29 protein-coding genes are annotated in these 26,198 nt (G+C 66.2%); 16 read left to right on the forward strand and 13 right to left on the reverse strand.

Features of this window, described 5'->3' with window-relative positions; all coding sequences use genetic code 11:
• Nucleotides 1–63 precede the first annotated feature (63 nt).
• A complete protein-coding gene (locus VUN84_01775) occupies nt 64–921 on the reverse strand; it encodes an ABC transporter ATP-binding protein (protein ID XAS64441.1) in 858 nt (285 codons plus the stop codon).
• Between the two features lie 372 nt (nt 922–1,293).
• Here VUN84_01775 and VUN84_01780 point away from each other — a divergent pair, with 372 nt between their 5' ends.
• The 5 genes from VUN84_01780 to VUN84_01800 all read left to right on the forward strand — a co-directional run bounded on the left by VUN84_01780 (nt 1,294) and on the right by VUN84_01800 (nt 3,439).
• The gene (locus tag VUN84_01780) at nt 1,294–1,719 is read left to right on the forward strand and encodes a CoA-binding protein (GenBank protein ID XAS64442.1); all 426 of its coding nucleotides are present in this window, start codon (nt 1,294–1,296) and stop codon (nt 1,717–1,719) included.
• Nucleotides 1,720–1,793: 74 nt separating this feature from the next.
• Nucleotides 1,794–2,201, forward strand: coding sequence for an MmcQ/YjbR family DNA-binding protein (locus tag VUN84_01785; GenBank protein XAS64443.1), 408 nt, complete (start codon nt 1,794–1,796; stop codon nt 2,199–2,201).
• Nucleotides 2,198–2,752: a DUF1990 domain-containing protein gene (locus VUN84_01790; GenBank protein ID XAS64444.1), complete on the forward strand. Its 555-nt coding sequence runs from the start codon at nt 2,198–2,200 to the stop codon at nt 2,750–2,752. The genes VUN84_01785 and VUN84_01790 overlap by 4 nt, the downstream gene beginning before the upstream one ends.
• A gap of 51 nt (nt 2,753–2,803) precedes the next feature.
• Complete coding sequence (locus VUN84_01795) at nt 2,804–3,124, forward strand: putative quinol monooxygenase (GenBank protein XAS64445.1); 321 nt, start codon at nt 2,804–2,806, stop codon at nt 3,122–3,124.
• 21 nt (nt 3,125–3,145) lie between these two features.
• The gene (locus tag VUN84_01800) at nt 3,146–3,439 is read left to right on the forward strand and encodes a DUF503 domain-containing protein (GenBank protein ID XAS64446.1); all 294 of its coding nucleotides are present in this window, start codon (nt 3,146–3,148) and stop codon (nt 3,437–3,439) included.
• 2 nt (nt 3,440–3,441) lie between these two features.
• On the opposite strand, the gene VUN84_01805 is transcribed toward VUN84_01800, so the two are convergent.
• The gene (locus VUN84_01805; GenBank protein ID XAS64447.1) at nt 3,442–4,698 is read right to left on the reverse strand and encodes a histidine kinase; all 1,257 of its coding nucleotides are present in this window, start codon (nt 4,696–4,698) and stop codon (nt 3,442–3,444) included.
• 125 nt (nt 4,699–4,823) lie between these two features.
• Nucleotides 4,824–5,042: a hypothetical protein gene (locus tag VUN84_01810; GenBank protein ID XAS64448.1), complete on the reverse strand. Its 219-nt coding sequence runs from the start codon at nt 5,040–5,042 to the stop codon at nt 4,824–4,826.
• 123 nt (nt 5,043–5,165) lie between these two features.
• On the opposite strand from VUN84_01810, the gene VUN84_01815 reads away from it, so the two are divergent.
• The 7 genes from VUN84_01815 to VUN84_01845 all read left to right on the forward strand — a co-directional run bounded on the left by VUN84_01815 (nt 5,166) and on the right by VUN84_01845 (nt 10,074).
• Nucleotides 5,166–5,825: a response regulator transcription factor gene (locus VUN84_01815; protein XAS64449.1), complete on the forward strand. Its 660-nt coding sequence runs from the start codon at nt 5,166–5,168 to the stop codon at nt 5,823–5,825.
• Nucleotides 5,826–6,003: 178 nt separating this feature from the next.
• The gene (locus VUN84_01820; GenBank protein XAS64450.1) at nt 6,004–6,276 is read left to right on the forward strand and encodes a hypothetical protein; all 273 of its coding nucleotides are present in this window, start codon (nt 6,004–6,006) and stop codon (nt 6,274–6,276) included.
• A gap of 12 nt (nt 6,277–6,288) precedes the next feature.
• Nucleotides 6,289–6,855 carry a stage II sporulation protein M gene (locus tag VUN84_01825; protein XAS64451.1) on the forward strand — a complete coding sequence of 189 codons (567 nt, stop codon included), beginning with the start codon at nt 6,289–6,291 and terminating at the stop codon, nt 6,853–6,855.
• Between the two features lie 5 nt (nt 6,856–6,860).
• On the forward strand, nt 6,861–7,415 hold the full coding sequence (locus VUN84_01830) for a hypothetical protein (protein XAS64452.1): 555 nt from the start codon (nt 6,861–6,863) through the stop codon (nt 7,413–7,415).
• A gap of 30 nt (nt 7,416–7,445) precedes the next feature.
• Nucleotides 7,446–7,853 (forward strand): hypothetical protein, encoded by a 408-nt coding sequence (locus VUN84_01835; GenBank protein XAS64453.1) that lies wholly within the window; start codon nt 7,446–7,448, stop codon nt 7,851–7,853.
• A 107-nt stretch (nt 7,854–7,960) separates the two neighbouring features.
• The gene (locus VUN84_01840; protein ID XAS64454.1) at nt 7,961–9,448 is read left to right on the forward strand and encodes a hypothetical protein; all 1,488 of its coding nucleotides are present in this window, start codon (nt 7,961–7,963) and stop codon (nt 9,446–9,448) included.
• Nucleotides 9,418–10,074: an ATP-binding cassette domain-containing protein gene (locus VUN84_01845; protein ID XAS64455.1), complete on the forward strand. Its 657-nt coding sequence runs from the start codon at nt 9,418–9,420 to the stop codon at nt 10,072–10,074. The genes VUN84_01840 and VUN84_01845 overlap by 31 nt, the downstream gene beginning before the upstream one ends.
• Nucleotides 10,075–10,116: 42 nt before the next feature.
• Here VUN84_01845 and purL read toward each other — a convergent pair whose 3' ends face one another.
• Genes purL through purS form a run of 3 tightly spaced genes read right to left on the reverse strand, consistent with a single transcriptional unit; the run spans nt 10,117 to nt 13,464 of the window.
• Nucleotides 10,117–12,456, reverse strand: coding sequence for a phosphoribosylformylglycinamidine synthase subunit PurL (gene purL, locus VUN84_01850; protein ID XAS64456.1), 2,340 nt, complete (start codon nt 12,454–12,456; stop codon nt 10,117–10,119).
• Nucleotides 12,453–13,211 carry a phosphoribosylformylglycinamidine synthase subunit PurQ gene (gene purQ, locus VUN84_01855; GenBank protein ID XAS64457.1) on the reverse strand — a complete coding sequence of 253 codons (759 nt, stop codon included), beginning with the start codon at nt 13,209–13,211 and terminating at the stop codon, nt 12,453–12,455. Before purQ ends, purL begins: the two co-directional genes overlap by 4 nt.
• Nucleotide 13,212: 1 nt before the next feature.
• Nucleotides 13,213–13,464, reverse strand: a complete 252-nt coding sequence (gene purS, locus VUN84_01860; protein XAS64458.1) for a phosphoribosylformylglycinamidine synthase subunit PurS — start codon at nt 13,462–13,464, stop codon at nt 13,213–13,215.
• Nucleotides 13,465–13,735: 271 nt separating this feature from the next.
• Here purS and VUN84_01865 point away from each other — a divergent pair, with 271 nt between their 5' ends.
• Together VUN84_01865 and VUN84_01870 are read left to right on the forward strand one after the other, a co-directional pair.
• The gene (locus tag VUN84_01865) at nt 13,736–13,921 is read left to right on the forward strand and encodes a hypothetical protein (GenBank protein ID XAS64459.1); all 186 of its coding nucleotides are present in this window, start codon (nt 13,736–13,738) and stop codon (nt 13,919–13,921) included.
• Between the two features lie 286 nt (nt 13,922–14,207).
• Nucleotides 14,208–17,444, forward strand: coding sequence for a S8 family peptidase (locus VUN84_01870; protein XAS64460.1), 3,237 nt, complete (start codon nt 14,208–14,210; stop codon nt 17,442–17,444).
• Nucleotides 17,445–17,586: 142 nt separating this feature from the next.
• Here the strand turns inward: VUN84_01870 and VUN84_01875 are convergent, their stop codons facing one another.
• Genes VUN84_01875 through VUN84_01890 form a run of 4 tightly spaced genes read right to left on the reverse strand, consistent with a single transcriptional unit; the run spans nt 17,587 to nt 19,970 of the window.
• Nucleotides 17,587–17,967, reverse strand: a complete 381-nt coding sequence (locus tag VUN84_01875; protein XAS64461.1) for a serine protease inhibitor — start codon at nt 17,965–17,967, stop codon at nt 17,587–17,589.
• The gene (locus VUN84_01880; GenBank protein XAS64462.1) at nt 17,964–18,956 is read right to left on the reverse strand and encodes a 3-methyladenine DNA glycosylase; all 993 of its coding nucleotides are present in this window, start codon (nt 18,954–18,956) and stop codon (nt 17,964–17,966) included. Before VUN84_01880 ends, VUN84_01875 begins: the two co-directional genes overlap by 4 nt.
• Nucleotides 18,913–19,470: an SSI family serine proteinase inhibitor gene (locus VUN84_01885; GenBank protein XAS64463.1), complete on the reverse strand. Its 558-nt coding sequence runs from the start codon at nt 19,468–19,470 to the stop codon at nt 18,913–18,915. Before VUN84_01885 ends, VUN84_01880 begins: the two co-directional genes overlap by 44 nt.
• 26 nt (nt 19,471–19,496) lie before the next feature.
• Entirely contained in the window at nt 19,497–19,970 is a 474-nt protein-coding gene (locus VUN84_01890) for a MarR family transcriptional regulator (GenBank protein ID XAS64464.1), read from the reverse strand.
• 79 nt (nt 19,971–20,049) lie between these two features.
• Between VUN84_01890 and VUN84_01895 the strand changes: the two genes are divergently transcribed.
• Together VUN84_01895 and VUN84_01900 are read left to right on the forward strand one after the other, a co-directional pair.
• On the forward strand, nt 20,050–20,283 hold the full coding sequence (locus tag VUN84_01895) for a hypothetical protein (protein ID XAS64465.1): 234 nt from the start codon (nt 20,050–20,052) through the stop codon (nt 20,281–20,283).
• Between the two features lie 155 nt (nt 20,284–20,438).
• Nucleotides 20,439–20,672 (forward strand): hypothetical protein, encoded by a 234-nt coding sequence (locus VUN84_01900; GenBank protein ID XAS64466.1) that lies wholly within the window; start codon nt 20,439–20,441, stop codon nt 20,670–20,672.
• A 102-nt stretch (nt 20,673–20,774) separates the two neighbouring features.
• Here VUN84_01900 and VUN84_01905 read toward each other — a convergent pair whose 3' ends face one another.
• The 3 genes from VUN84_01905 to VUN84_01915 all read right to left on the reverse strand — a co-directional run bounded on the left by VUN84_01905 (nt 20,775) and on the right by VUN84_01915 (nt 26,191).
• Nucleotides 20,775–22,133, reverse strand: a complete 1,359-nt coding sequence (locus tag VUN84_01905) for an aspartate kinase (protein XAS64467.1) — start codon at nt 22,131–22,133, stop codon at nt 20,775–20,777.
• A 308-nt stretch (nt 22,134–22,441) separates the two neighbouring features.
• On the reverse strand, nt 22,442–23,041 hold the full coding sequence (gene recR, locus VUN84_01910; protein ID XAS64468.1) for a recombination mediator RecR: 600 nt from the start codon (nt 23,039–23,041) through the stop codon (nt 22,442–22,444).
• A 51-nt stretch (nt 23,042–23,092) separates the two neighbouring features.
• The gene (locus VUN84_01915; GenBank protein XAS64469.1) at nt 23,093–26,191 is read right to left on the reverse strand and encodes a DNA polymerase III subunit gamma and tau; all 3,099 of its coding nucleotides are present in this window, start codon (nt 26,189–26,191) and stop codon (nt 23,093–23,095) included.
• Nucleotides 26,192–26,198: the final 7 nt, after the last annotated feature.

Raw genomic sequence — 26,198 nt, forward strand, 5'->3', positions numbered from 1 at the left:
TGCAGGAGCGGCTGCGGGGTTCCCGGCAGGGGTGTTTCGCGGGAATCCCGGCCGGCGTTGCGGCTAGTGGCCGTCGACGCCGAGGGTGGCCAGGAGGGAGGCGCGCAGTCGGGCCAGTTCCACGGACCCGCGGTCGCGGGGGCGCCCGCCGGGGACGGCGACGGTACGCACGATGGTGGCGCCGGGTGCTGCGGAAGGTGATCCCGCGACGCCGTTGTTTCCCGTGCCGAGGATGATGATGCGGTCGGCTAGCTGGAGGGCCTCGTCGACGTCGTGGGTTACCAACAGCACCGTGGTGGGTTCGGCGCGGTGAATGTCCAACAGGAGGTCCTGCATGTTGATTCGGGTGAGCGCGTCGAGCGCACCGAACGGTTCATCGAGGAGCAGGACGCCGGGGTTGCGCGCCAGGGCGCGGGCCAACGAGGCACGCTGGGCCATGCCGCCGGAAATTTCGCGGGGGCGGTGCTTGGCGAACTCCGTCAGCCCGACAAGCTCGAGCAGCCGGGACACCTTGGCTTTGCCGTCCCGGGCGCTGATACCGGGAGGCAGGCCGATGGCGATGTTGGCCTGCAAGGTGTGCCACGGCAGGAGGCGCGGTTCCTGGAAGGCGAAGGCGCAACGCGCGTCAATGCCCTGGACGGGTGTGCCGTCGATATCAACCCTGCCGGTGGTGGGGGAGTCGAGCCCGGCGGCCGCCCGGAGCAGCGTGGATTTGCCGCAGCCGGAGGTACCAAGGATGGCCAGCACTTCGCCGGCGTGGATGTCGAAGTCAATGTCGCGGAGCACCGTGTGCGCATCGGCGCCGGTGCCGAAGGTGCGGCGCAGCGAGCGGAAAGCGACCGGCAGGGCCGGGGTGTGGGGGGTGGCTCCGGCGCCGTCGAGTAACGTCTCGGGCGCGGAGGAGGACAGGAAAGTTGTCATAGTGGCACTCCATCGGTCCTGGCAGTAGCACCCTACGGAAAGAGCCTTTGAGCCGGGTAGTCAGTCCGGCTGTTCCCGCGGCTCTTGCCTTGCTATCGCCGGAGTCCAGGGCAGGATTCCAACGACCAGGGTTGCTGCGGCTTCATCGATCCAGGTCTCTCGGCCGCTCGGGATGGTCGCTCTCAACTAAAACGGATGTCGAGCTTTTTCTCAAATATGGACCGTTTTTTGGCGTAATATTCGATTCGGCGCGGATCTTTGTCCTTGTTGCCGGTCACTTGTTCGGGCATGCGGCTGGTCCGGTTTCGAGGGCTCACGCCTGGTCCGCGGCAAACTTGCCGGCGTGTCGGCCGGTGCGGTTAGGCTGTGCACATGGCCCACGTCAACGATCCGACAGTCCTCGAAAAGCTCATGCGCACCAGGGCGCGGTGGGCCATTGTGGGTTTGTCGACGAATGAATGGCGGGCCGCCTACGACACCTCCCTTTTCATCCGTGACCGGCTTGGGATGGAGATCATCCCGGTGAACCTGCCGGGCGATGCGGTGCATGGGGAGACCGGCTACGCCACTCTGGCCGCCATTCCGGCCGAGAAGCAGCCGGTCGACGTCGTGGACTGCTTCGTGAACTCCGGGCGGGTGGGGGCCGTGGTGGATGAGGCGATAGCTGTTGGCGCTAAAGCGGTCTGGATGCAGCTGGGAGTCATTGACGAAGCCGCGGCGGCGCGGGCAAAAGCAGCCGGTCTCGACGTCATCATGAACGCCTGCCCCGCGCAGGAGGCCAGGCGTTTCGGTCTCTAAACCGCTGCCGGGGCAGTCTTCACGCCCGGCACCGGCCCCTGCAAAATGTCCGGGCCGGCCGGTAGGCTCGAAGCATGGATGCAGCAGAACTGCGGCGGATCTGCCTGGGCTTTCCCGGCGCCTTCGAGGACTTCCCCTTCGGCCCGGAGACCTCGGTCTTCAAGGTGCGGGCCGCAGTGTCCGGCGGCGGCCGGCACGAGGCGAAGATGTTTGCGCTCTCCACCCTGCAGGAGACCGACTTCTCGGTAAGTCTGAAGTGCGAACCGGCCCTGGCTGAGCAGTTGCGCGCGGCGCACCCGGAAATTGCTGGAGCGTGGCATCTGAACAAAAGACACTGGAATGGCGTCCGCCTGGATGGTGCCCTGCCCGATTCGATGGTGCGCGACATGGTTGAGGATTCCTACGACCTGGTGGTGGCGTCGCTGAGCCGGCTCCAGCAGGAGCAGCTTGGCTGGGCGCGGCTGACCGGGGGGCGGGCGTGAGCGCCCGGATCGCGGCGGGTCAGCTGAACTACGTGGGGATCGGTTCCACGGAGCATGGCCAGTTGCCCGCTGGGGCCCAAAGCGTGGTCACTCGCGCTGACGTTGGCGAAGGGATGCCCGCGTACCGGCGGGTGGCCGAGGGCATCTTGGGCTGGCAGCTGCAGAAAGGGGCAGGGCTGCGGGTTCGGGCAGAATCCGACGCCGTGGTCCCCGGCACGCGCGTGGTGAGCGGCTTCGGCGTCGGGCCGTTCCGGATCAACGCGCCGTGCGAGGTGGTCTGGGTCCGCCCCCCGGTGCAGGGGGACGGGCCCCAGTCCGCCGGTTTCGGCTATGGCACACTCCCTGGGCATCCCGTCCGGGGTGAGGAAGCATTTGAGGTTTCGATCGATGGGCAGGGCAGGGTCCTGGTCCACATCACCGCCTTTGGCGTGCCGTCCAACTGGTTTTACGCAGCCGGCGGCGCCCTGACAAAGCTGGCACGGGACCACATCACGTCCCGTTACATTAGGACTGCGCAACGACTGGCACGGGAGCCCGCCCCGGCCCCCTGACTTCCCTGTAACAATGAAACCCCGATCCCCCTCCCCGAAAGGCAGCTTTCCGTGATCTTCATCGTCGTCAAATTCAAGGTCAAGCCCGATTGGTCCGAGCGTTGGCTCGGCCTCGTGGAGGACTTTACCCGGGCCACCCGCCAGGAGCCGGGCAATCTCTGGTTCGATTGGTCCCGCAGCGTGGAGGACCCGAACGAGTTCGTCCTGGTGGAAGCGTTCAAGGACGACGCCGCCGGGGACCACGTCAACAGCGCACACTTTCAGCAGGCCATGGCTGACATGCCGCAGGCCCTGGCGGAAACGCCCCGGATCATCAGCCGTCAGTTCGACGGTGACGGCTGGGACCGGATGGGCGAACTGACCATCGGCTGACGCCGCCGGGAACTGCACGCGATGTGGATTGGCTGGATTGAATTCGACCTCCTCCTCGGCGACGTCCACAGCCTGAAGGAGAAGCGCTCCGTAGTGCGGCCCGTGCAGGCGGAACTGAAGCGGCGCTTCGATGTTTCCGTCGCCGAGACAGACTTCCACGACCAGCACCGGCGCGCCTTGATCGGCGTCGGACTGGTCGCGGCTGACCGCGCCCACCTGGTGGAGGTGCTGGCCGCCGTTGAGCGCTTCATGGCCGCCCGCCCCGAGGTGGAACTGCTCAGTGCCCGGCAGCGGGAGCTCCGCAGCGACGACTGACGTCAGGAGCGCCCGGACGGCGTCCTGTCTGCGCCCGCGGTGGGAGCATCTGGCGCACCGCCGGTGGCGGTGACCGGGAACGTGGCCCGGACCGTCCACAGCCCGCCCTCCACGCCGGTGGACAGGTGGCCGCCGAGGCGTTCCACGCGTTCGCGCATGAAGCCCAGGCCGAAACCACCCCGGGGGGTCCGTCCGGCGGGGCCGCCGTTGGCGGACACTTCGTTGGACACGTTCAGGACGAGGCTCTGAGGACCGGACTCAAGGGTGAACCGGACGTGTGAGCCCGGGGCGGCGTGAACGATGACGTTGGTGCTGCATTCGCGCAGGATGGGCCGGACCCCGAGAACAACCCTGGCGGGAAGAGTGTCAGGATCGCCGGTCACCTCTACCTCCGTGGGATATCCAAGCCGCCGCAGATGCCCCACGATGTCAGCTATGGAGCGGGTAAGGGAGGGCTCCGCGGGGGGCCCGTCGCCGCCCATGGCTGGTGAAAGAACCCGCATCATCGATCGAAGATCGGTCAGTGCCCGGTGCGCCGCGTCGGAGATCGCTTCAAGGCTCTGGTGACGAAACGACGGATCAGATCCGGACAGCGCGGCATCCGCCTGCAGGGCAATGACAGTGACATCGTGGGCGATGACGTCGTGCAAGTCCCGGGTGATCTGCCGGCGTCCGGACGCGAGGGCTTCGGCGTGATCGAGTCGCGCCTGTTCCTGTTCCGCGCTGCTGCGCTCGAACAGTTCCCGGGAGTGGATCCCCGCCCGGGAAATCCCATATAACAGGCAGATGCTGACGGCCACGGCGATGTTGACGAACAGATAGTCGAAGGGAACCAGGGCGGCATTGGCCGTCATCCAAAGAAGCACCAGTGCGAGTACCCCGCCGCTTACCCTCTTGGTCCCGGTGAAGGTGCAGATGAGCACCGCGAGGCTGAGGAACAGCAGGGCATGCGAGGCGGGGTTGTCGAGTTCCGGCACCGCGCCGGCAAGGGTCACCGCCGCTCCGGCCCAGCAGCGCACCGTGGCCAGCAGCGGGCCCAGAGCCAGGAAAGCGAGGCTGATGAGAGGCAACACTGAAGCCTGGCCGGAGCCCGCCGGTTCGGTCAGGAGCCCCGGTACGTCCGTCATTAATGACCAGATCGCCAGAACAGCTACGGCGGCCTGCCACCAGGGCGACAACGGCCGGGAACTGTACGTCGACGGATTGCGCAGCCACTGCCGCGCTTCCGAACGGATCGCGTCGGCGGCGCTCGTCTTCATGCGCTCCACCCTACCGAACGGGCCGCTGAGACGGGTCCGGTCCGCAGTGCACGGCTGGTCGCCGGAGGTGCAACCGGCCTGGTCACCCACCGGCCTGGTCATCCGCCGGCCTGGTCACCCGCAGATCAGCAACGGAAGAAGAGGCACCGGAGCCTGGCGAACTCGTCCCGGATTCCGTCGGTGGAGACCGCCCCGGACTTGCCCGCTGCGGGCGTCACAGCTGGATTCAGGACGATTGGGGAGGCGTTGGGAGGAAGCGTGGTGGCAGCCGTAGCAGGGAGGGCAGCGGATGTGAGCACGGCCGTCAGGACTACGGCCGCGGTGCGCGCAAGGACATTCTTCAAGATATTTCCCCCATTGAATGGATAAACATTGGTCCTGACAGTATTTCGATTGCGCCCGGCCCGCGGTAGCTACGAAGGTTGACATTCGTCGTCGCCTATAGTCGAGGGGTGGAGGGGGACATCGTGGATGACATCCGTGTTTTGGTAGTCGAAGATCAAGCGCTCATGAGCCAAGCTCTGAAAGTGTTTATCGATGCCGCGCCAGGCATGGCGTGCGTCGGAATAGCGGAGGACGGCAGGTCCGCCGTGTCCATGACCGCCCGGCTGCGGCCCGACGTCGTTCTGATGGACATGCAATTGCCGCTCATGGACGGGGCCGAGGCAACTGCGCGCATCCTGGCATCCGATCATTGCCCGGCGATCCTGGCGGTGACCACTTTTGCGACCGACGAATATCTGGTCCCGGCGTTCCGGGCCGGAGTCCAGGGATTTCTTGTCAAAGACTCCCGGCCGGCAGAGATCGCAGCTGCCGTGCAGCAGGCCCATGCCGGTGCCACGGTGGTCAGTCCCCAGGTCACGGCGGCGCTGGTCAAGGCGCTGGTGGCCGAACCGCTGAGAACCTGCCACGCAGCGGCCCCGCTGCGCGAACCACTCACGGGGCGGGAGTCCGAGGTTCTTGCCCTGATCGGCCAGGGTCTGAGCAACCGGGATGTGGCCAACGCCCTGTTCGTCACCGAGGCCACGGTGAAGGCACATGCTGGCCGGCTGATGGCCAAGTTTGGCGTCGAAAACCGCGTTCAGCTCGTTGTTTGCGCCCTCAAACTCGGCGTGCTCACACTTTGACGTGCCGGTACCCGGGTCCGGCGCGGTCCTTGGGAGATAGACCAAAGTAGCGCGCAGGGCGCCACAGTGTGAACTTTCGGGGGACGCGCCACGGCTGCGTCGCTTCGTAGGGTGGGGTGACCGGCACACGCCGGTATCACTCGGCTCGATGAGGGCTTCTCACTCTAAGGAAGTAACCATGAACAGCTTGGCAAAACGGGCGACGACGGTCTCACTGGCCGCTGCCATCGCGGCGGTCGGCCTCGTCATTGGCGGTGTGGCCATCGCATGGGTGGCGGGGTCTCTTGGCATCTCGACGGCGGCCGCAAGCCAGATCGTCACCGCCGTCCAAGTGGGCGGACTGGCGCTGACACTTGTGGCAGCTGCCTTTGGCTTTGGAGTCGGCGGCGCACTCGTGGCAACGATTCGCTGGTACATCCTCCGCAAGGGCAAAGCGATCGCGATCGCGTAGGGCCCGACCGTCATGAGCAGCCTCGTCCGCAGCGCTATCACCCCCACCAGGGTCGACGCCAAAGTGCTCGCAGTGTCCCTTACCTTGAGCGCGGTCCTGTTCGCGGCGGGGCTGCTCATCGGTTATTTCAGTCTTCCGTCCTTTCAATCCCTCGGCGACGACGCCCCTGCCGCCCAAAGCTGGAACTTCGGCACGCTCGTGCTGCGCAACATGGGAGCAGCGTGCCTGCTCTATGTGGGGGCCGTCACCGGGGGTTCGGCCACGCTGATTACGCTTCCGCTGGTCGGGCTGTATGTCGGGGCCACCGCCAAAATCGGGGTGGTTACTGCCGGGGGCGCGGCGTTGCTGACCTCCGTTGCCTGGTACGTCCCCTTCGAATTCCTCGGTTGCCTGGCCGCCGCGGCCGGGGGACTGTACCCGCTGGTCGCCACGCTCCGGCGCCGGCGGACCGGCGCCCGGACCTGGCCGACGTACACCTCTGCGCTCGCAGGGTCGTTGCTCCTGTTCGCGGCCGGGACGGTCCTGATCCTTTGTGGCGCCGCCATCGAGGCATTTATCATTACGCAATTCGAAAGGTGAGGGTCATGTCCGTTTTGCCGCAGGCGCCACGTCTCGAGGCGCCGCATGCTCTCCGCCGCGGCACCCACCGGGGCGTCCGCTGGCTGATATTCCTGGGTCTCATGGGCATTCTGCTGTTGCGGGTTCCGCAGACCCAGGCCATGCTGCAGGAAAAACTTCCTCTCGAAGCGCCGGCGGATATGGAGCCGGAGCTGCTGCAGCTCTCGGTCTCCGTGGCCCTTCTCCTGGGAATCATCGCCTTTGGGATTGTCCTGGCCCTCTATTTGGGCCTGGCCGGAGTCTTGGAACAGAACCTTTTCGGCGGCACTCGGCACCTGGGCCGGCGCGTACATATTGGATTGTTTACCGCAATCGTGGTCGCGACACTCGTGCCACTGCAGCTATGGTCGTTCTTCAGCGGGTCCATGCCCGGAACCGCGGTGAAGGCGCTGCCGGTGCTGGTGCTCTGCGCCGCGGTTCTCCTGCTGTACCGTCGGTCCCTGGCAAAAGTTGGGCTTCGCCGGGCAGTCCTGGTGAGTGCAGTCGCCGTCGCGCTGGGTGCGGCCGTTTCCATCGTCTAGACAACGCAAACAGAAAGCGGGCAGAGACACATGACCTTGAAGACGACGCACGTAAGAATCGTTCTTGCAGTCATTGCCCTGTGCGGGGCGGGCATGCTGACGATGCTCCTTCTTGACGGCTCCCTCATGGGCCGCACTGAGCTGGGCGGCCTGTCCTCGGCGCTCATGATGGTGCTGGCTCTCGGGGCAGTGGCACTGCCCATCCTGGGCATGCTGGGATCCCTGGCCGATCCGGGCCGCGTCCGCAGCGTGCTGTTCCTGGTGGTCCCGCTGCTATCCCTTGCGGTCTTCCTCGACGACCGTTTCAACGTTTTTCCCGTGCGCATCCTGTGCCTCGTAGGTCTGGTTCTGGCCTTCATCGGAACCATTGCCGTCCTTTTCAATGCGATGGAAGAAAAAGGGTCGCGGAAACCCAGTACTCCGGGCCGGTTTCAATGAGCACGCGGGCGGCGGTATCCGTCCAGGCGACGCAGCAACCCCGCCCAACCCCGCTCCGGCCGCAACCGTTGGCCCGGCCGCCAGGACCGTGGTCGCGAATCCAGCTGTTGATCGATCTCCGTTGCGCGGAACTGGCGAATGCCCTCGGACTGACCTGGCGCCTCACCAGCCTCCGGCGAATCCTGACCGTGGCCGTGGTGGCCCTGTGCGCAGCCGTACCTGCGGCGGGATACGCCTTTGCCCGGATTTTCGCCCTGCTGTCCGTGGATGTCCCCGCACCCGCGCTTCTCCTGCCGCTGATGACTTCGCTGGCTTTTATGTCGGGCCTCGGTTTGTTCTTCGCCGAAGCGCTGGGGCGTTACCGCAACGCCGTGTCCGGTCATCCCAATCGTGCCTACTTCCGGGCACTTGATATTCCCGCAGCCCTCGTCCACACCGTGTACGTCGTTCCCAGGCTTGTCGGCGCCGCTGGATTCTGGGTGCTGCTGGGGGCAGGCGCGATCGCGGGACTCGTCTCCGTCCAGGATCATTCGGACTGGCTGCCCGTCGCCTTGGCCGGCATGATCCTGCAGCCCATGCTCTGGATGACGGGTACGCTGCTGATCAGTCTGCGGCTGGCCGGGAACTCCGTTGATGTGGGTGCTAGGTTCAGCACAGGCGTCGCATGTGCTGCGCTGGCCGGAACCTGCGCCGGCCTGGTGGTGTCCTGGATAATAATTCCCCGGCTGCCTCGAGGCGGGACCATCCCGTCCGCTTCCGCCGACGTGCCTGGCCAGGACCTCGGCGCCACGCCGGCCGTGCTGCTGGCGATCCTGATACTTGTCCTGGCCCTCCTCTGCGGGAACGAGATGCGCCGGCTGCGCTCACGGTCCTTCCGGCTCGACGGCGCGGACGCAACGCACAGGTCGCTGCGGCTTGGACGGTCCGCCGGGTGGTACTGGTTCCGGCTGATGCTGCGTCAGCGGCGCCGCAGCTGGCGGAAACGCGTCGAGGACCGGCTCGGCTGGGCGTTAACCGGCGCCGCGTGCGCCCTGGGTGCGGGCCGCCTGAGCGGCGCCGTCGAACGGTCCGGACTGGACTTCCTCCCTCCCGCTGCAGCCGCACACATCATGTTGGCGGCCGGCTTTGGCGGTGCCCTGCTGGGACTCGCCTGCGCCGAGACGACCCTGGGTGATCTGGGTCGACAAGTCCATGGAAAAACCCTGCGGGCGGCGTTGGAGCTTGGGGCACCCCTGCGGGTTGCCGTTACCGTCCACGTCACGGCCCTGTTGGCCCCCACCGTCCTCCTGGGGTTGCTGGCTTCGGCCGTAGCGTCACTCCTGCTGGGCCGCGTCGAACCAGTCCCGCTGGTGGTTGCGGTGGGTGCCTGCGCCGGCAGCATCATTGCCGAACGGCTGTTTCCTCCCCCGCGCACGGTTGACGGGGGAGCAGGGGAAAGCCTGGTCACAGCCATGGCTGCACTGATCCTCGGCAGCCTCCCGGTGGTGTGGCTGGCCGTCGCGCCGGCGCTGGCAGTTTGGTTTACGCCGTTCTTTGCAGCGGCCCTACTGGGAGGAGCACTCTGGTGCGCTCACCGAAATCTTACCGTTTTGTAGAACTGGACGCCGTCGCGGCCGGCTATGGCCGCGGTCCTGCAGTGGTGAACATCAGCCAGTTGATTCTGGACAAACCAGGCATTGTCCACCTGCACGGCCCCAACGGCTCCGGGAAATCAACCCTGGTGGAGGTCCTCAGCGGCTACTTGCGGACCACCAGCGGACGGGTCCTGGTGAACGGGATGGCTGCAGCCGCATCCGAAGCGCATGAACGACGGCGGATATGCCGCACCGAACCGGCGCTCTACCCCATGATGAATGTCCGGGACCACCTGATCTTTGCCAGCCGCTGGTGTGGTGCTGATCCCGGCCGCGCGCTGGCCCGTGCCGCTGACTACGGGCTGGGACCGTGGCTCGAGGCGCCGGCGGAAACCCTGTCCACGGGCAACCGCCGACGCTTGTGGATCATTCAATGCACCGTCGGTGACTTCGACACCCTTGTCCTCGACGAACCATTCAACGGCCTGGACGGGGAATCTACCGCTGTACTCATCGGCGAGCTCGAGGGCTGGGCAGCATCGCGGTGCATCGTCCTGATCGCCCACCAGCCGCCGGAGCGGCTCCGGATTGACCAGGCGGTGGCGTGGGAAGAACTTACGCGGGGCCACGCAGCGCCCACCCCGTAGGGATTATGGGCGCTGCCTGACCCCGCGCAGCCAGGGGAAACGCTAGCCGAAGTACTTCGGCAAGGTGGCCTCATGGGCTTCACGGAGTGCATCCAGGCTCATGGTGTCGACGCCGTTGATTTCCAGGGTGCCGCCCTCGGCGTCCACAACGCCGATCCGGACGTGCGCGAAGCCGCGTGCGGTGCACATGTCCTTGAACCGGATCTCCTCGGAGCGGGGCACCGCCACGATGGCACGGCCCTGTGTCTCGGAGAACAGCGCGGTGAACAGGTCCACGCCGTCCCGGTCCAGGACATCCTGCAGCGCGATGCGGGCGCCCACGCCATAGCGAAGCGAGGACTCCACGAGGGCTGCCGCGAGGCCGCCTTCGGAGAGGTCGTGCGCGGCGTCCACCATGCCGTCGCGGGAAGCGTTGATCAGAATTTCGCCCAGTGCGCGCTCCGCCGCAAGGTCAACCTTGGGCGGCAGGCCACCGAGGTGCCCGCGCATATTGGACCATTCCGAACCATCCAGCTCCGCCGCCGTCGTGCCGAGCAGGTAAACCGCCTGCCCGTCTTCCTTCCAGCCCGACGGCGTGCGGCGCGCGACGTCGTCGAACCTGCCCAGTACAGCCACCACGGGGGAGGGGTGGATCGGGGTGGTGCCGGTCTGGTTGTACAGCGACACGTTGCCGCCCGTGACCGGAATGCCCAGCACCATGCAGGCATCTGACAGGCCGCGGATGGACTCGGCCAGCTGCCACATGACGTCCGGGTCCTCGGGGGAGCCGAAGTTCAGGCAATCGCTGACGGCCATCGGCACGGCGCCGGAGGTGGCGACGTTGCGATAGGCCTCGGCGAGGGCCAGCTGGGCGCCGTGGTAGGGGTCGAGGTAGGTGTAGCGGCCGTTGGCGTCGGTCGCCAGGGCCACGCCCAGACCCGTTTCCTCGTCCACCCGCACCACACCGGCATCGTCCGGGAACGCCATGGCGGTGTTGCCGCCCACGTAGCGGTCGTACTGGTCGGTGATCCAGGACTTGCTGCACATATTCGGTGAGGCGACGAGCTCGGCGATGGCGGCGGCCAGGTCCGCAGGGGCGGACGGGCGGCCGGTATCCTGCGCCGACCCGGTGAAGGCGTCGGCCTGCACGGCATCCTGCCACGCGGGGCGGGCGTACGGGCGGTCGTAGACCGGTCCGTCGTGGGCCACGGTGCGCGGGTCGACGTCGACAATGACCTCGCCTTCCCACGTGATGATGAGCCGGCCGGTGTCTGTCACCTCACCCAGCCAGGAGTACTCCACGGCCCACTTGTCCATGACCGCCTCGAATGCGGCGATATTCTCGGGGGTGACCACGGCCATCATGCGTTCCTGCGACTCGGACATCAGGATTTCGCCCGGGGTCAGGGTCGGGTCGCGGAGCAGGACCGAGGTCAGCTCGACTTCCATGCCGCCGTCGCCGTTGGAGGCGAGCTCGGACGTGGCGCAGGAAATGCCGGCGGCGCCGAGGTCCTGGATGCCCTCAACGAGGGAGCCCTTGAACAGCTCCAGGCAGCATTCGATCAGGACTTTCTCGGCGAACGGGTCGCCCACCTGGACCGCGGGGCGTTTGGACGGCTTGGTATCGTCGAAGGACTCCGAGGCCAGCACGGAGGCGCCGCCGATGCCGTCGCCGCCGGTGCGGGCGCCGAAGAGCACCACCTTGTTGCCCTTCCCGGAGGCGTTGGCGAGGCGGATGTCCTCGTGCCGCATGACACCGACGGCCAGGGCGTTGACCAGCGGGTTGCCCTGGTACACGGAATCGAAGACCATTTCGCCGCCGATGTTCGGCAGGCCCAGGGAGTTTCCGTAGCCGCCGATGCCGGCCACGGCGCCGTGCATGACGCGGGCCGTGTCCGGGTGGTCGATAGCGCCGAAGCGCAGCGGATCCATCACGGCCACGGGGCGGGCGCCCATGGAGATGATGTCCCGGACAATGCCGCCGATGCCGGTCGCGGCACCCTGGTAGGGCTCCACGAACGAGGGCGAATTGTGGGACTCGATCTTGAACGTCACGGCCCAGCCGTCGCCCAGGTTGGTGACACCGGCGTTTTCGCCGATGCCCACCAGCATGTCCTTTTTCATTTCATCCGTGACCTTTTCGCCGAACTGGCGCAGGTGGTTCTTGGATGATTTGTAGGAGCAGTGCTCGCTCCACATCACGGAGTACATCGCGAGCTCGGCGCCGGTCGGACGGCGGCCCAGGACCTTGACCACCTCGTCGAACTCGTTCTGTTTCAGGCCCAGCTCGGCCCAGGGGAGTTCGACATCCGGGGTCGTGGCGGCGTTCTCAACGGTGTCGATGTTGAACTTCTTGGTCTCGGCGGCGGTGCCGGCCGTCCGGCCAGCCGACGTTTCCGTCATTTGTTGTCTCCCACGATCTTGTTCAGGACTGAGGTGAAGAAGCCGAGGCCCTCGGTGCCGGAGCCGGTTTCGGGTCCGAAGCCGGTCTCCACCGCGTGTTCGGGGTGCGGCATAAGGCCGACAACGTTGCCGGCAGCGTTGGAGATACCGGCAATGCCCCGGCGGGAACCGTTCGGGTTCCAGCCAACGTAGCGGAACACCACGCGGCCCTCAGCCTCCAGGGCATCCAGGGTGTGCTCGTCCGCGATGTACTGGCCGTCCTGGTTCTTCAACGGCACGGTGATTTCCTGGCCGGCGGCGTAGTCCAGGGTCCAGGCTGTGGTGTTGCTCTCCACCCGCAGGACCTGATCGCGGCACAGGAACTTCAGATGGTCGTTCTTGATCATCGAGCCGGGCAGCAGGTGCGACTCCGTGAGGATCTGGAACCCGTTGCAGATGCCCAGGACCGGCAGTTTGGCTTCGGAGTTGGCGGCGTCGATGATCTTGGCCATGAGCGGCGCGAACCGGGAAATGGCGCCGGCGCGGAGGTAGTCGCCGTAGGAGAATCCGCCGGGAATCACGACGGCGTCGACATCACCCAGGGTGGTGTCCGCGTGCCAGAGCGGCACTGGAGTGGCGCCGGACAGGCGGACCGCGCGGACGGCATCCCGGTCATCGAGAGTTCCCGGGAAGGTGACGACGCCGATCCTGGCGCCGGCGAGCTGCGGGTGGGCGGCGACGGCGACCGCCTCACCGATCAGGGGAAGTTCAGTCATGTCAGGCCTCGACGACCTCGACGTTGACGACGTCCTCGATGACCGGGTTGGAGAGCAGGGTCTCGGCGGCGTTCCGGGCCTGGGCCAGGATCTCCTCGGTCACCTCGCCATCCACGGTGAGTTCAAAGCGCTTGCCTTGCCGGACAGAACTAAAGGCGGTGAAACCCAGCCGGGGGAGTGCACCGACAATAGCCTTCCCCTGCGGGTCGAGAATCTCGGGCTTGGGCATGACGTCGACAACGATCCGGGGCATCCGGCAACTCCTGTGCGTGAGCGTTGGGTAAGGGCGCAGCGGAGTGGTGCCGTCTCACGCCGATCCGCTGTGTGGTGAGAACAGCGTGACAGGGCGCTCCGCGAGCTTGCATGCCTATTCTACCGGCCGCAGAGCGTCCGGCTGCATTCGGGCCGGGAGTGTGAACGGTGCGCGGCAGCCCGAAGGGAGCCGCCGCATGATGGCGGGCGCTCATGCCGGCGTGGCAGCGCCCGCTCTGGCTACTGCTGTGTGCCCTCAGTAGGATGTGCGCATGTCTGAGAAGCCGAAATCCATGGTCCTGCCCGTCGTTGCCGTCGCTGTTTTCGCGGGCCTGGGCCGGATGGTCCTGCAGAAAATTAGGGCCGACCGAAAGGCCCGGGAAAGCAACGTCGCCGGGCCGCTTGATGAGAAGACGAGGGCCTGGATCAGCGAAGTCGTCCGTACGCCCCGCCAGTAGGGTGCCGGGGCCGCGTTTTATGCCGGGCTCCTGACGCCTCGGGCGTGACGATTCGTCCCTGCTCCCTGCTCCCTGCACCCTGCACCCTCGCTGCTGTCGCCCTGTCGATATGTGTGACAAATCCTGATTTCCTTTGTGTGCTCTATGTCATATTTGGCTCTCAGTCTGTACTGTTTGAAACGGCTGGTATCCGTCGGTGCCGTGAGATGTGTTCTTTCTCCCAGGCCCGCCAGCCGATGACCCGGCAGCTAGGCCGGGCCGTTCCTTATGAAAGGTTCAACCACACGTGAAATCACCAGGAAAGAGCTTCCTTCGAAGCGGGGGACTCCGGAGGGCCGTGGCACTGACCCTGGGCTTGCCGGTTCTCTTGTCCACCGCCGCGCTCCAGCCCGCCATCGCGGCTCCGGCGGGTTCCGCTGTCGCCGGTGTGGCCCAGAAGAAACTGGATCCCAACACCTTCAAGGACGGCCGCTACATCGTGGTCCTCGCCGAAAAGCCGGCAGCCACGTACGACGGCGGCACGCCCGGACTGGCAGCCACCAAGCCGGAAGCGGGCAAGAAGCTCGACACCAAGAAGGCTGAAGTCAAGAAGTATGAGACGCACCTTGAGCAGAAGCAGGCTGAGGTTGCCGGGCAGCAACAAGTTCAGATGAAGCGGCAGTTCACTGCGGCCGTTAACGGCTTCAGTGCGAACCTGACAGCGGACCAGGCCATCAAACTGGCCAAGGACCCCGGCGTGCTGGTGGTTGCCCCCGACACCGAAAACGCCCCCGATTACTCCAGCACCGATTTCCTGAAACTCAGCGGCCCCAACGGGACCTGGAACACCAAGTTCGGTGGCCAGGACGCGGCCGGCAAGGGCGTGGTTGTCGGCGTCATCGACACCGGTTACACGCCCTCCAGCCCCTTCTTCGCCGGTGATCAGGTCAAGCCGCTCGTCGGCAACCCTGTCGTGGGCGTGCCGTACCGCACAGATGACGGCAAGATCGCAATGCTCAAGTCCGACGGCGACACCTTCATTGGTGAGTGCCAGACCGGCCAGGATTTTGACGGGTCCGCCTGCAACTCCAAGGTCCTCTCCGCGCACTATTTCGCGGACGATTACCTGCGATACGTTCCGGAGGGCAGCCGGTCCCCGATCGAGAAGATCTCCCCGGTCGACGTCGCGAGCCACGGCACCCACACGGGCAGCACCGCCGTTGGAAACGCCAACGTCGAAACCTTCGTTGACGGCCGCAGCTTCGGACTCACAAGCGGCATCGCTCCCGCCGCCAAGCTCTCCGTATACAAGGTCTGCTGGGAAGACACGGACCCGAACACCGGCGGCTGCTACAGCTCCTCGTCGGTGGCCGCTGTTGACCAGGCGATCTACGACGGCGTCGACGTCCTGAACTACTCGATCTCCGGTTCCACCACCACCACCACGGACCCCGTTTCCATGGCGTTCCTCTCCGCGGCCTCGGCCGGTATCTTCGTCGCAGCCTCGGCCGGCAACTCCGGCCCTACGGCCAGTACCGTCAACCACGGCGCACCGTGGGTTACCACCGTGGCCGCCAGCAGCTTCTCCCAGGAACTCCAGGGCACCGTGGAGTTCTCCGATGGCAGCAAGTTCCGCGGCGCCAGCATCATGAACAGCGAAGTCAAGGGCGCCGGCGTCACCCTGGCGGCCAGTGCGGCCATCACGGCCGGCAACGCCAACGCTGCTCTCTGCGGCCCGGACACGCTTGATCCCGCGAAGGTCGCCGGCAAAGTCGTTGTCTGTGACCGTGGCGTTTTCGACCGCGTGGCCAAGAGCGCCGAGGTCAAGCGTGGCGGAGGTGTTGGCATGATCCTGGTCAACCTCAGCAACTCCTCGCTGGATACGGACAAGCACGCCGTCCCGACCGTTCACGTGAACCCGCCGGCCACCGAGGCCATTAAGGCCAAGGTCACGGCCAACCCGGCAATCACTGTGTCCCTTCTCAACAAGGACACCACCGGGCTTCCCCTCGAGGCCCAGCCGCAGATCGCAGGCTTCTCGTCGCGCGGTCCGCTGCTGGCCACTGATTCGGACCTGCTGAAGCCGGACGTCACTGCTCCCGGCGTCGCAGTCCTGGCCGGCGTCTCGCCGATCGGGATGGGCGGAGACATGTTCGGTTTCATGTCCGGTACGTCCATGGCCGCCCCGCACGTGGCCGGCTTTGGCGCGCTGGTTCTGGGCAAGAACCCGAAATGGTCACCGGCGACTGTCAAGTCCGCCATGATGACCACCGCAGGTGATGTCAAGAACGCCGACGGCAGCAAAAACACCGACGTTCTCGCCACCGGTGCAGGCCAGGTGGACCCGGCCCGTGTGCTGGACCCGGGCCTGGTCTACGACGCCAACGAGGATGACTACCTGAAGTTCATCCAGGGCACCGGAACCGACCTCGGCATTCCCGGGCTGGGCAGCACCAAGGCCCGCGACATGAACGTCCCCTCGTTCTCGCTCGGTAACCTGGCCGGAAAGATCGAAGTCACCCGCACGCTGACTGCGCTCACTCCGGGCACCTACCGGGTCAAGACCGATGTTCCCGGAGTCAAGGTCACCGTGACACCCTCCGTTCTGACTTTCGGCGCTGCAGGCGAGAAGAAGACCTTCAAGGTGTCCTTCGAAAACCAGAATGCCGCGCTCGGCAAGTTCGCCATGGGCTCGCTCACCTGGCAGGGCGCAAACAAGAACGTCGCGTCCCCGATCGCGGTCCGTCCGCAGCCGGTCATCGCCGCCAAGGATGTGGCCTTCACCTCCGAAGGCGGTACCGGCACCGGTGCGATCAACGTCATCTCCGGCACCAACAACCCGATCGCCATGACCCTTGACGGGCTGTCCAAGGCGGACTCCTCCGCCGTTGAACTGGTTCCCGGTGCCTTCACCGGCGTCACGGATGCCTCGAACTTCGTCAAGGACGTGGTGGTTCCGGCGGGAAGTCCGCTTGCCAAGTTCTCGGTGCTTTCCTCGGACGAGAATGCTGACTTCGACATGTATGTCATGACGCCCGAGGGGCCCCTCACCGTGGCCACGTCCTCGGCGAGCGAGTCAGTGTCCATTCCCAACCCGACCGCCGGAACCTACACGGTCTTCGCGAACCTTTACGCAAGCCCGAACGGGCGCGCCACCAAGGCCAGCGTGGATGCCTCGGTCCTGGTACCGAACGTGGGCAACGCGACCCTGACGCCGAACCCGCTGCGGCTGGGCAACGGCAAGTCCGGGGTCGTGAACCTGAACTGGAAGAACCTCGCCGTGGGGTCCTACATCGGTCGCGTGACGTTCGCCGGAGCCAGCGATCCGACGTTCGTCAGCGTGCTGGTGACCCCGGCCGGCACGGTCGTGGTGCCCCCGACGTCAGAGGACCAGGACAGCAACAACGGTCCCGGTGACAGCGGAAATGGCGGCAGCCACGACGGCAAGGACAAGAAGGACAAGAAAGACAAAGGACAGAAAGTGAAGAAGGAGAAGGGCAAGTTCCAGAACCAGGAACTGGCCGGTCCCAATAACGCCATCTAAGCGCAGTACCAGCAGCACCAGTCCACCTAGGTGAAGGCAATGGCCGGCGGTTTCCACCGCCGGCCATTGCCTTAATGCGTTGGCGCCCGTGCCAGCTCCCCGGGCCGGCTCCCCGTGCCGGCTCCCCGTCCGGGGACCCGGCTCAGCTGGCCCCGGTGGAGCCCGCCACTCCGCCGAGCAGCGGCGCCATGGCACGCCAGCGGGAGATCTCGCAGCCGTCGGTGCGGCTGAACCGGCTGTGGACTTCCCGGCCGAAGAACCAGCCGGTCACCACGGCGACCTGTGGTCCGCCGTACTGCTGGGTGCACATCTTCGGGGGGCCTGGTTTGGGGAAGAATATCTCCTCACCGTGTTCCGCGACGGCCGCGAGGGCGGCCGCGGAGTCCGGCAGCGTGCACCCGCCGGCGAGGGTGCCGCCGCTTGCCGCGAGCTGAAAAAGGTACTCGGTGGCGCCCGGTGCCTCGGTCAGGCGGATGGTGAGATCGATGTCGTCACTGCTGCGACGTTCGTGGGTGGCAGTCATGGCTGTCCTTCCGTGCGTTCTGGGGCAGAGCCGGAACATACCGGCTGGAGGAGGGGCGTGAGCTCTTGCAACAACCGCTGCCGAAGCCCCTGTGACGCGGCCGAAAATTCCCGCTGGTAGTGAACGTATTCCGCCTTGCCCGCCGGCGTTTCGATCAGGATGGCCGGATAGCCCCACTCCGACAGGTCATAGGGGGACGCCTGCATGTCCATGGCCCTGATCCGCCAGGAGAGTTCAAAGCAGTCCATCACCAGCTCGCTGGGCAGGAGCGGGGCGAGTTTGTAGGCCCACTTGTACAGGTCCATGTTGGCGTGCAGGCACCCGGGTTGTTCCATGGCCCGCTGGTTCTCCCGGCTGGGCACCAGGCTGTTCAAGGGCACCGCATCGGGGGTGTAGAAGCGGAAGGCGTCGAAGTGCGAGCACCGGATGCGGTTTTCTTCCACCACCTCATCGGTCCGTTCCGGGCCAAGCCGAAGCCGGAGATACTCGTGCCGGAGTTCGAATTTGTCCTGCCGGTAGACCATGGCCCATTCGTGCAGCCCGAAGCAGCCGTACTGGGCTGGACGCGCCGCTGTCCCGGCCAGGATGATCCCGGCAAACTGCAGGGCCTCCTGCCGGTCCCGGACGAACGTGCCGACGTCCACCGTAACGGCCGTTGAGTCCGACGGCAGGCCGGCGGCAGCGAGCTCACCGCCGTCGGGAATGCGGTAGTACTTCCAGCCGGCGCGCTCGGCGGCGGCGGGACCGGTGAGCACCACGCCGGCCCCGGGGTGCCAGCGCTGCAGCTGCCCGGGTTTCTGGGTGTAGTACGTGAAGAGGAAGTCTTCCACCGGATGCTTGGTGCCCGCGGACCGCCGGGCAAGGTACGGGTCGGCGTAACGCCGGACGCGCGCCTGATGCGCGGCTTGGCGGGGGAGCCAGTCTTCCTGCTTGACGGCGTGCAGCTCAGACAGCTCCGCCGGTGGAGCCAAGGACGTCCTTGGCGGCATTCCAAGCGGCGATCTCGCAGCCGTCGCGCAGGCTGAAGGTCGCTTCAACCGGCCGGCCGTCCACGGCACCGGTGACCGTCGCCTCCTGCGAACCGCCGTACTGCTGGGTGCAGGCCTGGTCGGTTGCCCGCGGTTGGGGGCTAAGGAGCGCTGCGTTGTTCTTCACGGCGGTGCAGGCGGCGGCGGCGGCGGGATGCTGGCTCTCTGCTGACGGGACGCCGTCCACGCAGACCAGGGTGAAGTTCGCAGGCGTGCCGGTTGCGGACGGTTTGACCGTAATGGCGAGTTCGGCGTTGCCCTGTCCGGGTCCCGAGGGAACGGGCGTTGCAGACGGCGAGGGAGCCGGAGTTTTCGTTTCAGTATCTGCTGAGGGGGTGCCGGTCGCGGACGCGCTGGCGCTGCCCGTGGCGTCAGAGGCCGAGGTCGACGGCGACGGCGTAGTCCCCGCCGAGCAGGCGGCCAGTCCGGCCACCGCCATCAGCACGAGCGCGGCGTGGGTAAGTTGCTTGCGCATCAGCAATCCTCCTGTTTTTTGCCAGTCTACCGCCGGGGCGTGCTGTCCGAGGGGGTCTTTGTGGCCGCAATCAGGTCCATCATGGTGGCATGCAGCTGGCCGACCTGTTCGCGGGTCAGGCCCAGCCGCTCCATCATGGTGCCGGGCACGGCCGTGGCCTGTTGCCGGAGCGCGGCGCCGAGAGGCGTCAGGTCCACGGCCAGGGTCCGTTCGTCCCCAGCCACACGCCGGCGCGTGATGAAACCGGCCGTCTCCAGGCGGCGCAGCAGAGGCGAGATTGTCGCCGGCTCCTGGGCGAGGGCCCCGCTGATGTCGCGGACGGAACGGGGGCTCGCCTCCCAGAGGCACAGCATCACTAGATATTGGGGGTGCGTCAGGCCGAGCTTGTCCAGGACCGGCTTGTACGCACCGACCACACTGCGGGACGCCACCGTGAGCGCGAAGCAGAGCTGGTGCTCGAGCAAGAGGTCCTCCCGGGCTTCGTTGGTCACATCAGTCACATGGGCCTCCACAAATAGTTAGTGCGCTAATCATTAGCGTACACTGAGGGCATCGTCTAGTTCCTAGGAGTGGATTGGGATGGCCAAGAACAGCGCCGAGAACGGCTCGCAGAGGTTCATGCGGGCGACGGGCAAACTCCGGATGATTTTCGGGCCGGCCAACCGCAGTGCCCTCGGGCATGAGATGACGGAGCAGAATCGGCAGCTTCTGGCCCAGCGTGAAGCTGAAACCCAGCAGTGGGAGACCGTCCACCGCGCGGATGGCAGCACCTACGTTGTGCCCCGGAACCCCGGCGACAAATCGCTGCGCTGAACCGCCTCCAGCGTTGTCTGTGCACAAACGCTCACGTTTTGGCGGACGCCCGCCATGCCTTTTCCCGCCGCCGGGCGTAAAATGAGGGCACTGGGACCAGCTGCTTAGCGGCGAAGGTCCTGCCTGGCCCGGACGCCGGAAAGGGGGTGGGAATAGTGGCACTTGCACCGAGGAGATTCGCACTCAGGCAACACCTGCACCCGGCGACGTGGCCCCGCTTCGTCTTCGGCCCTGCTTCGCGGGGAGACACCGCAGCACCGGTCGTTCACAAAAACGACGAGTATGAGCATGCCTCCGAGATTGACCTCGCCGGATTTGAAGTTGAAACCGATGCGCACGGACATCACTACGCTGTGCGGAAGGAAGACCTGCCCAAAGAGCAAGTCTGAGCACGCCCGGCATAGGACAGGAGAATCCAGCGGCATATGGAATAGGAGCGGCAGATGCCGCTCCTATTCCCGTTAGGCCCCGGTGTGGGCCGCCGGTTCCCGTCAGCGGCCGGTGCCGCCGTACACCGTCGCTTCGTCCTCGCTATCAAGGCCGAAAGCCTTGTGGATGGCGCGCACGGCGTCATCGAGCAGGTTGGCGTGGGTGACGACGGAGATCCGGATCTCCGATGTTGAGATCATGTTGATGTTGATGCCCGCCTCGGAGAGCGCCGCGAAGAACCGCGCGGAAACCCCCGGGTGCGATCGCATGCCGGCGCCGATCAGTGACAGTTTGCCGATTTTCTCGTTGTACTCGATGCTTTCGAAACCAATCCGGTCCTGCGCGGCGTGCAGGGCGGCCAGCGCGTCGGCACCCTCAACGATCGGCAGGGTGAAGGAAATATCGGTCCGGCCCGTGCCATGGGTGGAAACGTTCTGGACGATCATGTCGATGTTCGAGTGGGCATCGGCGATGACCTGGAAGATTGCCGCGGCCTTGCCAGGGATATCGGGTACCCCGACCACCGTGACCTTGGCTTCCGAACGGTCGTGTGCAACACCGGAGATGATTGGCTGCTCCAAGGCAACTCCCTCTTGGGTTGTGATCTTGTCGTCGGCGCTGGGCAGGACCCAGGTGCCTTCGTTTTGGCTGAATGAAGATCGCACGTGCAGCGGCATTCCGAAGCGGCGGGCGTATTCGACGCAGCGAAGGTGCAGGATCTTGGCGCCGGACGCCGCCAGTTCAAGCATCTCCTCGCTGGAGATCCGGTCGATTTTCCGGGCGGACGGTACGACGCGCGGATCGGCGGTGTAGATTCCGTCGACGTCGGTGAAGATCTCGCACACATCCGCGTCGAGGGCGGCTGCCAGTGCCACCGCGGTGGTGTCCGAACCGCCGCGGCCCAGGGTGGTGACCTCGTTGGTGGTTCGGCTCATACCCTGGAAGCCCGCGACGATCGCAATGTGCCCCTTGTCCAGGGCGGTACGGATGCGGTGCGGGTCGACGTCGATAATCCGGGCCTTACCGTGGATGCCGTCCGTGATCATGCCGGCCTGGGATCCGGTGAAGGACTGGGCCGAAGCGCCGAACTTGTTGATTGCCATGGCAAGCAGGGCCATCGAAATGCGTTCGCCGGCGGAGAGGAGCATGTCCATCTCCCGGGCCGGAGCCGAGTCGGTCACCTGAGCGGCAAGGTCAAGGAGTTCGTCGGTGGTGTCACCCATGGCCGACACCACCACCACCACTTCGTCGCCGGCGTTCTGGGCGTCCACGATCCGCCGGGCTACACGCCGAATGCCCTCGGCATCGGACACAGAGGACCCGCCAAACTTCTTCACGACGAGGTGTTTCGTTGCGGTGCCAGAGACGGGCAGCTCCTGTGGCTGCTGTCCGGGATGGACTTCTGTAGTGGGCAAACTCATGCGCGCACCCTTACTGGATCATCGGGGTTCTGGGCCAAGCAACCAAACGGCGCGACGGCGTACTTCTTAGCCCAGTTTATCGCCGTGTGCCCCGGTTCCTGAATTGTGACCGCATGCCAGACACCCGGCCTTGCTTCGCGGGACATGCTCTGTGGTGGTGGCGAGGGTTGGGCATGTCGGGTGCTTCGCGGGACATGCTCGGTGGTGGTGGCGAGGATTGGACATATTGGCACTATGTCCAACCGTACGAGCCAGCGATGAGCATGTCCGCTCCAAGAAAGTGCGACGGCGGCGGCCGCCGCGTGGGCTCAGCTCAGGGCGTTGCGGCGACCCTCGAAGGCGCGGCCCAGGGTAACCTCGTCGGCGTATTCGAGGTCACCTCCCACCGGCAGGCCCGATGCCAGCCGGGTGACGGCGATGCCGATGGACTTGAGCATGCGCGCCAAATACGTCGCGGTGGCTTCGCCCTCCAGATTGGGGTCGGTCGCGATAATGATTTCCTGGATGGCACCGTCGTTGAGCCGGGTAAGGAGCTCGCGGATCCGGAGCTGTTCGGGGCCGATGCCGGCAATGGGATTGATGGCCCCGCCCAACACGTGATACCGCCCGCGGAACGAGCGGGTGCGTTCAACGGCGAGAACATCCTTGGATTCTTCGACGACACAGATGATCGAGGGGTCGCGGCGCGGATCCCGGCAGATACTGCACAGTTCCTGCTCAGTGACGTTCCCGCACACTGTGCAGAATTTGACCCGTTCCTTGACCGTGATGATGGCATCCGCCAGCCGTTTCATGTCCTGCGGGTCGGCCTCAAGGATATGGAACGCCAGCCGCTGGGCCGACTTGGGCCCGACGCCGGGAAGGCGTCCGAGCTCGTCAATCAGCTCTTGAACTGCACCTTCGTACACTGTGTCCTCGTTCGTTGGGGATGGCGACGGGCGGAGGGCCCGGCGGGGCGGTCAGAAGCGCGGCGGCAGCGGACCTCCGTCCAGGGACCGCTCTTCCACCAGTTTTCCGCCGAGGATCCGTTCGACGGCGGCGCGCCCGAATACCCCCGATTCCTCGATGGTTTCATCATCCGCGCTGGGGATGTCCTGGACATAGGTGGTGGTGGCAGCCGCGCGGGCCGGGGCCTTGGCGCGCCCGGCTTCGGCTTCCGGGCTGTTTGAGAGCCGCTGATACAGGCTTTGCCGGCTCGTTACTTCCGGAGGAACCGTTGCCTGGGCCGCTGCCGGCGCGGGGGTGGCAACCGGTGCCGAGGACCGCGTAACGGGCGCGGCGGTGCCCGGGGCAGGAACGGAGCGGGCACCAGCAGGTACCACCACCGCGGCCTCGCCCCGCCCGTCGGACGCAGCGACCTCATACTCCGCGGAGGCCGGAACTGTAGCGGCGTACTGCGGGATCTGGGCCGCTGCAGGTTCGTAGTGCGGGGGTTCCGGCTCGGGGGAGGCGGCAGCGGCGGCAGGTGCCTCGGGCGGGTAGTTGCCGATGTTGGAGTCCGGGCCAATTGTCCAGACGCCGGGAGCCTGCTCAAGGGCACGGGACCACGGGTCATCGACCGTCTCCGCCGCCTGGGGCGCCGGGATTCTGGGTTCCGGAGTCTTCGCTTCCGGTCGGGAACGCGGCGGCGCAGGGGACTCCGTGCGGGAAGCTGCGGTAGCGGGGGGCTGCTGAACAGCACGTGCCGCAACTGGAGCTGACGGGTCCCAGTCCATGGGCGGTTCCTCGTCCAGCGGCGGGGCGTCTTCATCGCGGGGCGGGCCCCAGTCATCGTCAGGGTAGGCGTAGGAACCGGCAACGTCCGGCACGGTTGCCTGCGGCTCAGCCGAGGCTGCTGCACTGGCCGGCGGCGACTCCTGGCCGGCGGCTGGCTTTGCTGGATCAGGTTCCGGCGACGGTACGGGTTTAGTGGGTTTAGAGTCCGGCCGGGCCGAAGCGGCGGGAACAGCTGCCGGACCGTGCGCCGCCTGCACCGGTTGCGTTGGTGCCGGTTGCGCATGGGCTAATCCGGTGCGCGCTGCTTCGGCCTGCGCTGGTTGCATCTGGGTAGGGGGCAGGCCCCAGTCAGCATCGGTGGACGCAGCCGGGACGTCCCGGCTAGCGGGTGCTTTTGGGTTTGGCTCAGAGCTCGCTGGGCTGTTGGTTCCACTGGCGACCGCGTGGATCTGGCAATCGATGCCGATGGTCTTGTGGATGGCCTGCCGCAGGTTCTCGGAATGATCCGCGCGGCCAAATGCGCCAGCCAGACCCGAGGTGGTGAACGCAAGTGTCAGGACGTGGTCCTCGAAGTGGCCTACTTGGGCGTTGGGCTCAACCAGGGCCCAGGTGCTGCGTTTTATCTTGGTCAGCGTCTGTAGGATCTCAGGCCAAGCGCGGCGGAGGACCTCGACATCGGGCCCGGTTCCGGCAGCATGCGCTGTGGCGGGCACCGCCGACGGAGCGGGGGAGGCCGAAGGATTTTGGGGTCGCGGAGCCGGTGCCGGGGGGACTGAGCCGGAGGGACCCGGACCGGATGATGCGGGCACCGGTGACGCCGTAGCCGCCGGTGCAGGCCGCGCCGGCGTGATCTCTTGGGGTGCCGGTTCCTGCCCGTTAGTCCCATTAGTGACGGGTGCAGACTCGTCGACAGGCCAGTCGCCGGTGCTGACGCGGGGGGGAGTGAGGCTCTCCCGTGCCGGTGCCGCCGGTACCGCGGGTGCGGAAACAACGGGTCCGGAAACAACGGGTGTGGAATCAACGGGTGCGGGAACAACAGGAGCGGCTGCGGCTGGGTTGGCTGGCGGGTTGGCGGCTTGGACGGCCGGAGCGGGAACCGCGGAAGCATTCACAGGCGGGTTCCCGGCCGTGGCCGCGGCTGAAACAGGGACTGGAGCGCCGACGTCATTGCCGGCGTAGTTCAGCCGCCGCTCCACCCGGTCGATCCGGGCAGCGATGCCGCGCTCGGTCTGCTCCGAAGACGGCAGCAGAATGCGGGCGCACAGCAGTTCCAGATGCAGCCGCGGGGAAGTGGCGCCGGTCATCTCGGTCAGGGCGGTGTTGGTGACGTCCGCGGCCCGGGACAGCTCGGCCGCACCCAGGTTGTGTGCCTGGATCTGCAGTCTCGCGATCTGGTCAGTCGGCATGCCGCGGAGAATGGACTGGGCGCTCTCCGGCAGCGCTTGGACGATGATCAGGTCCCGGAAACGCTCAAGCAGGTCCTCCACGAAGCGCCGCGGGTCATGCCCCGTTTGGATGACCCGGTCCACGGCGCGGAAGACGGTGGCGGCGTCGGCGGCGGCAACGGCCTCGACGACGTCGTCCAGCAGGGAGGCATGCGTGTAGCCCAGCAGGGCCACAGCGAGTTCATAGTCCAACCCGTTCGGGCCGGCCCCGGCCATGAGTTGGTCCAGGACGGAGAGGGAATCCCGCACCGAACCACCGCCGGCGCGGATCACGAGGGACAGCACGCCGGGCGCCACCGCGACGTTCTCCTGCGTGCAGAGCAACTCGAGGTAGGCCATGAGCGGCTCGGGCGGCACCAGTCGGAACGGGTAGTGGTGTGTGCGGGAGCGGATGGTGCCGATGACCTTGTCCGGCTCCGTGGTGGCGAAGATGAACTTGATGTGTTCCGGCGGCTCTTCGACGATCTTGAGCAGGGCGTTGAAGCCGGCGGACGTGACCATGTGGGCCTCGTCAATGATGAAGATTTTGTAGCGGTCGCGGACGGGGGCGTACGTGGCGCGCTCCCGCAGGTCGCGGGCATCGTCCACACCGCCGTGGCTGGCGGCGTCAATTTCGATGACGTCCAGGGAGCCGGAGCCGCCGCGGGCAAGTTCAACGCAGCTGGGGCACTTGCCGCAGGGCGTATCCGTGGGGCCTTCGGCGCAGTTCAGGCAGCGGGCCAGGATGCGGGCGGAGGTGGTTTTACCGCAGCCCCGGGGGCCCGAGAACAGGTAGGCGTGGTTGACGCGGTTCTTGCGCAGGGCCGTCATCAGCGGCTCGGTGACGTGCTCCTGGCCAATAACGTCCGCGAACGAATCGGGGCGGTATCTCCGGTAAAGGGCGGTAGTAACAGTCACAGCTAAA

The organism is Micrococcaceae bacterium Sec5.8, assembly GCA_039636775.1.
Lineage (GTDB): Bacteria > Actinomycetota > Actinomycetes > Actinomycetales > Micrococcaceae > Arthrobacter.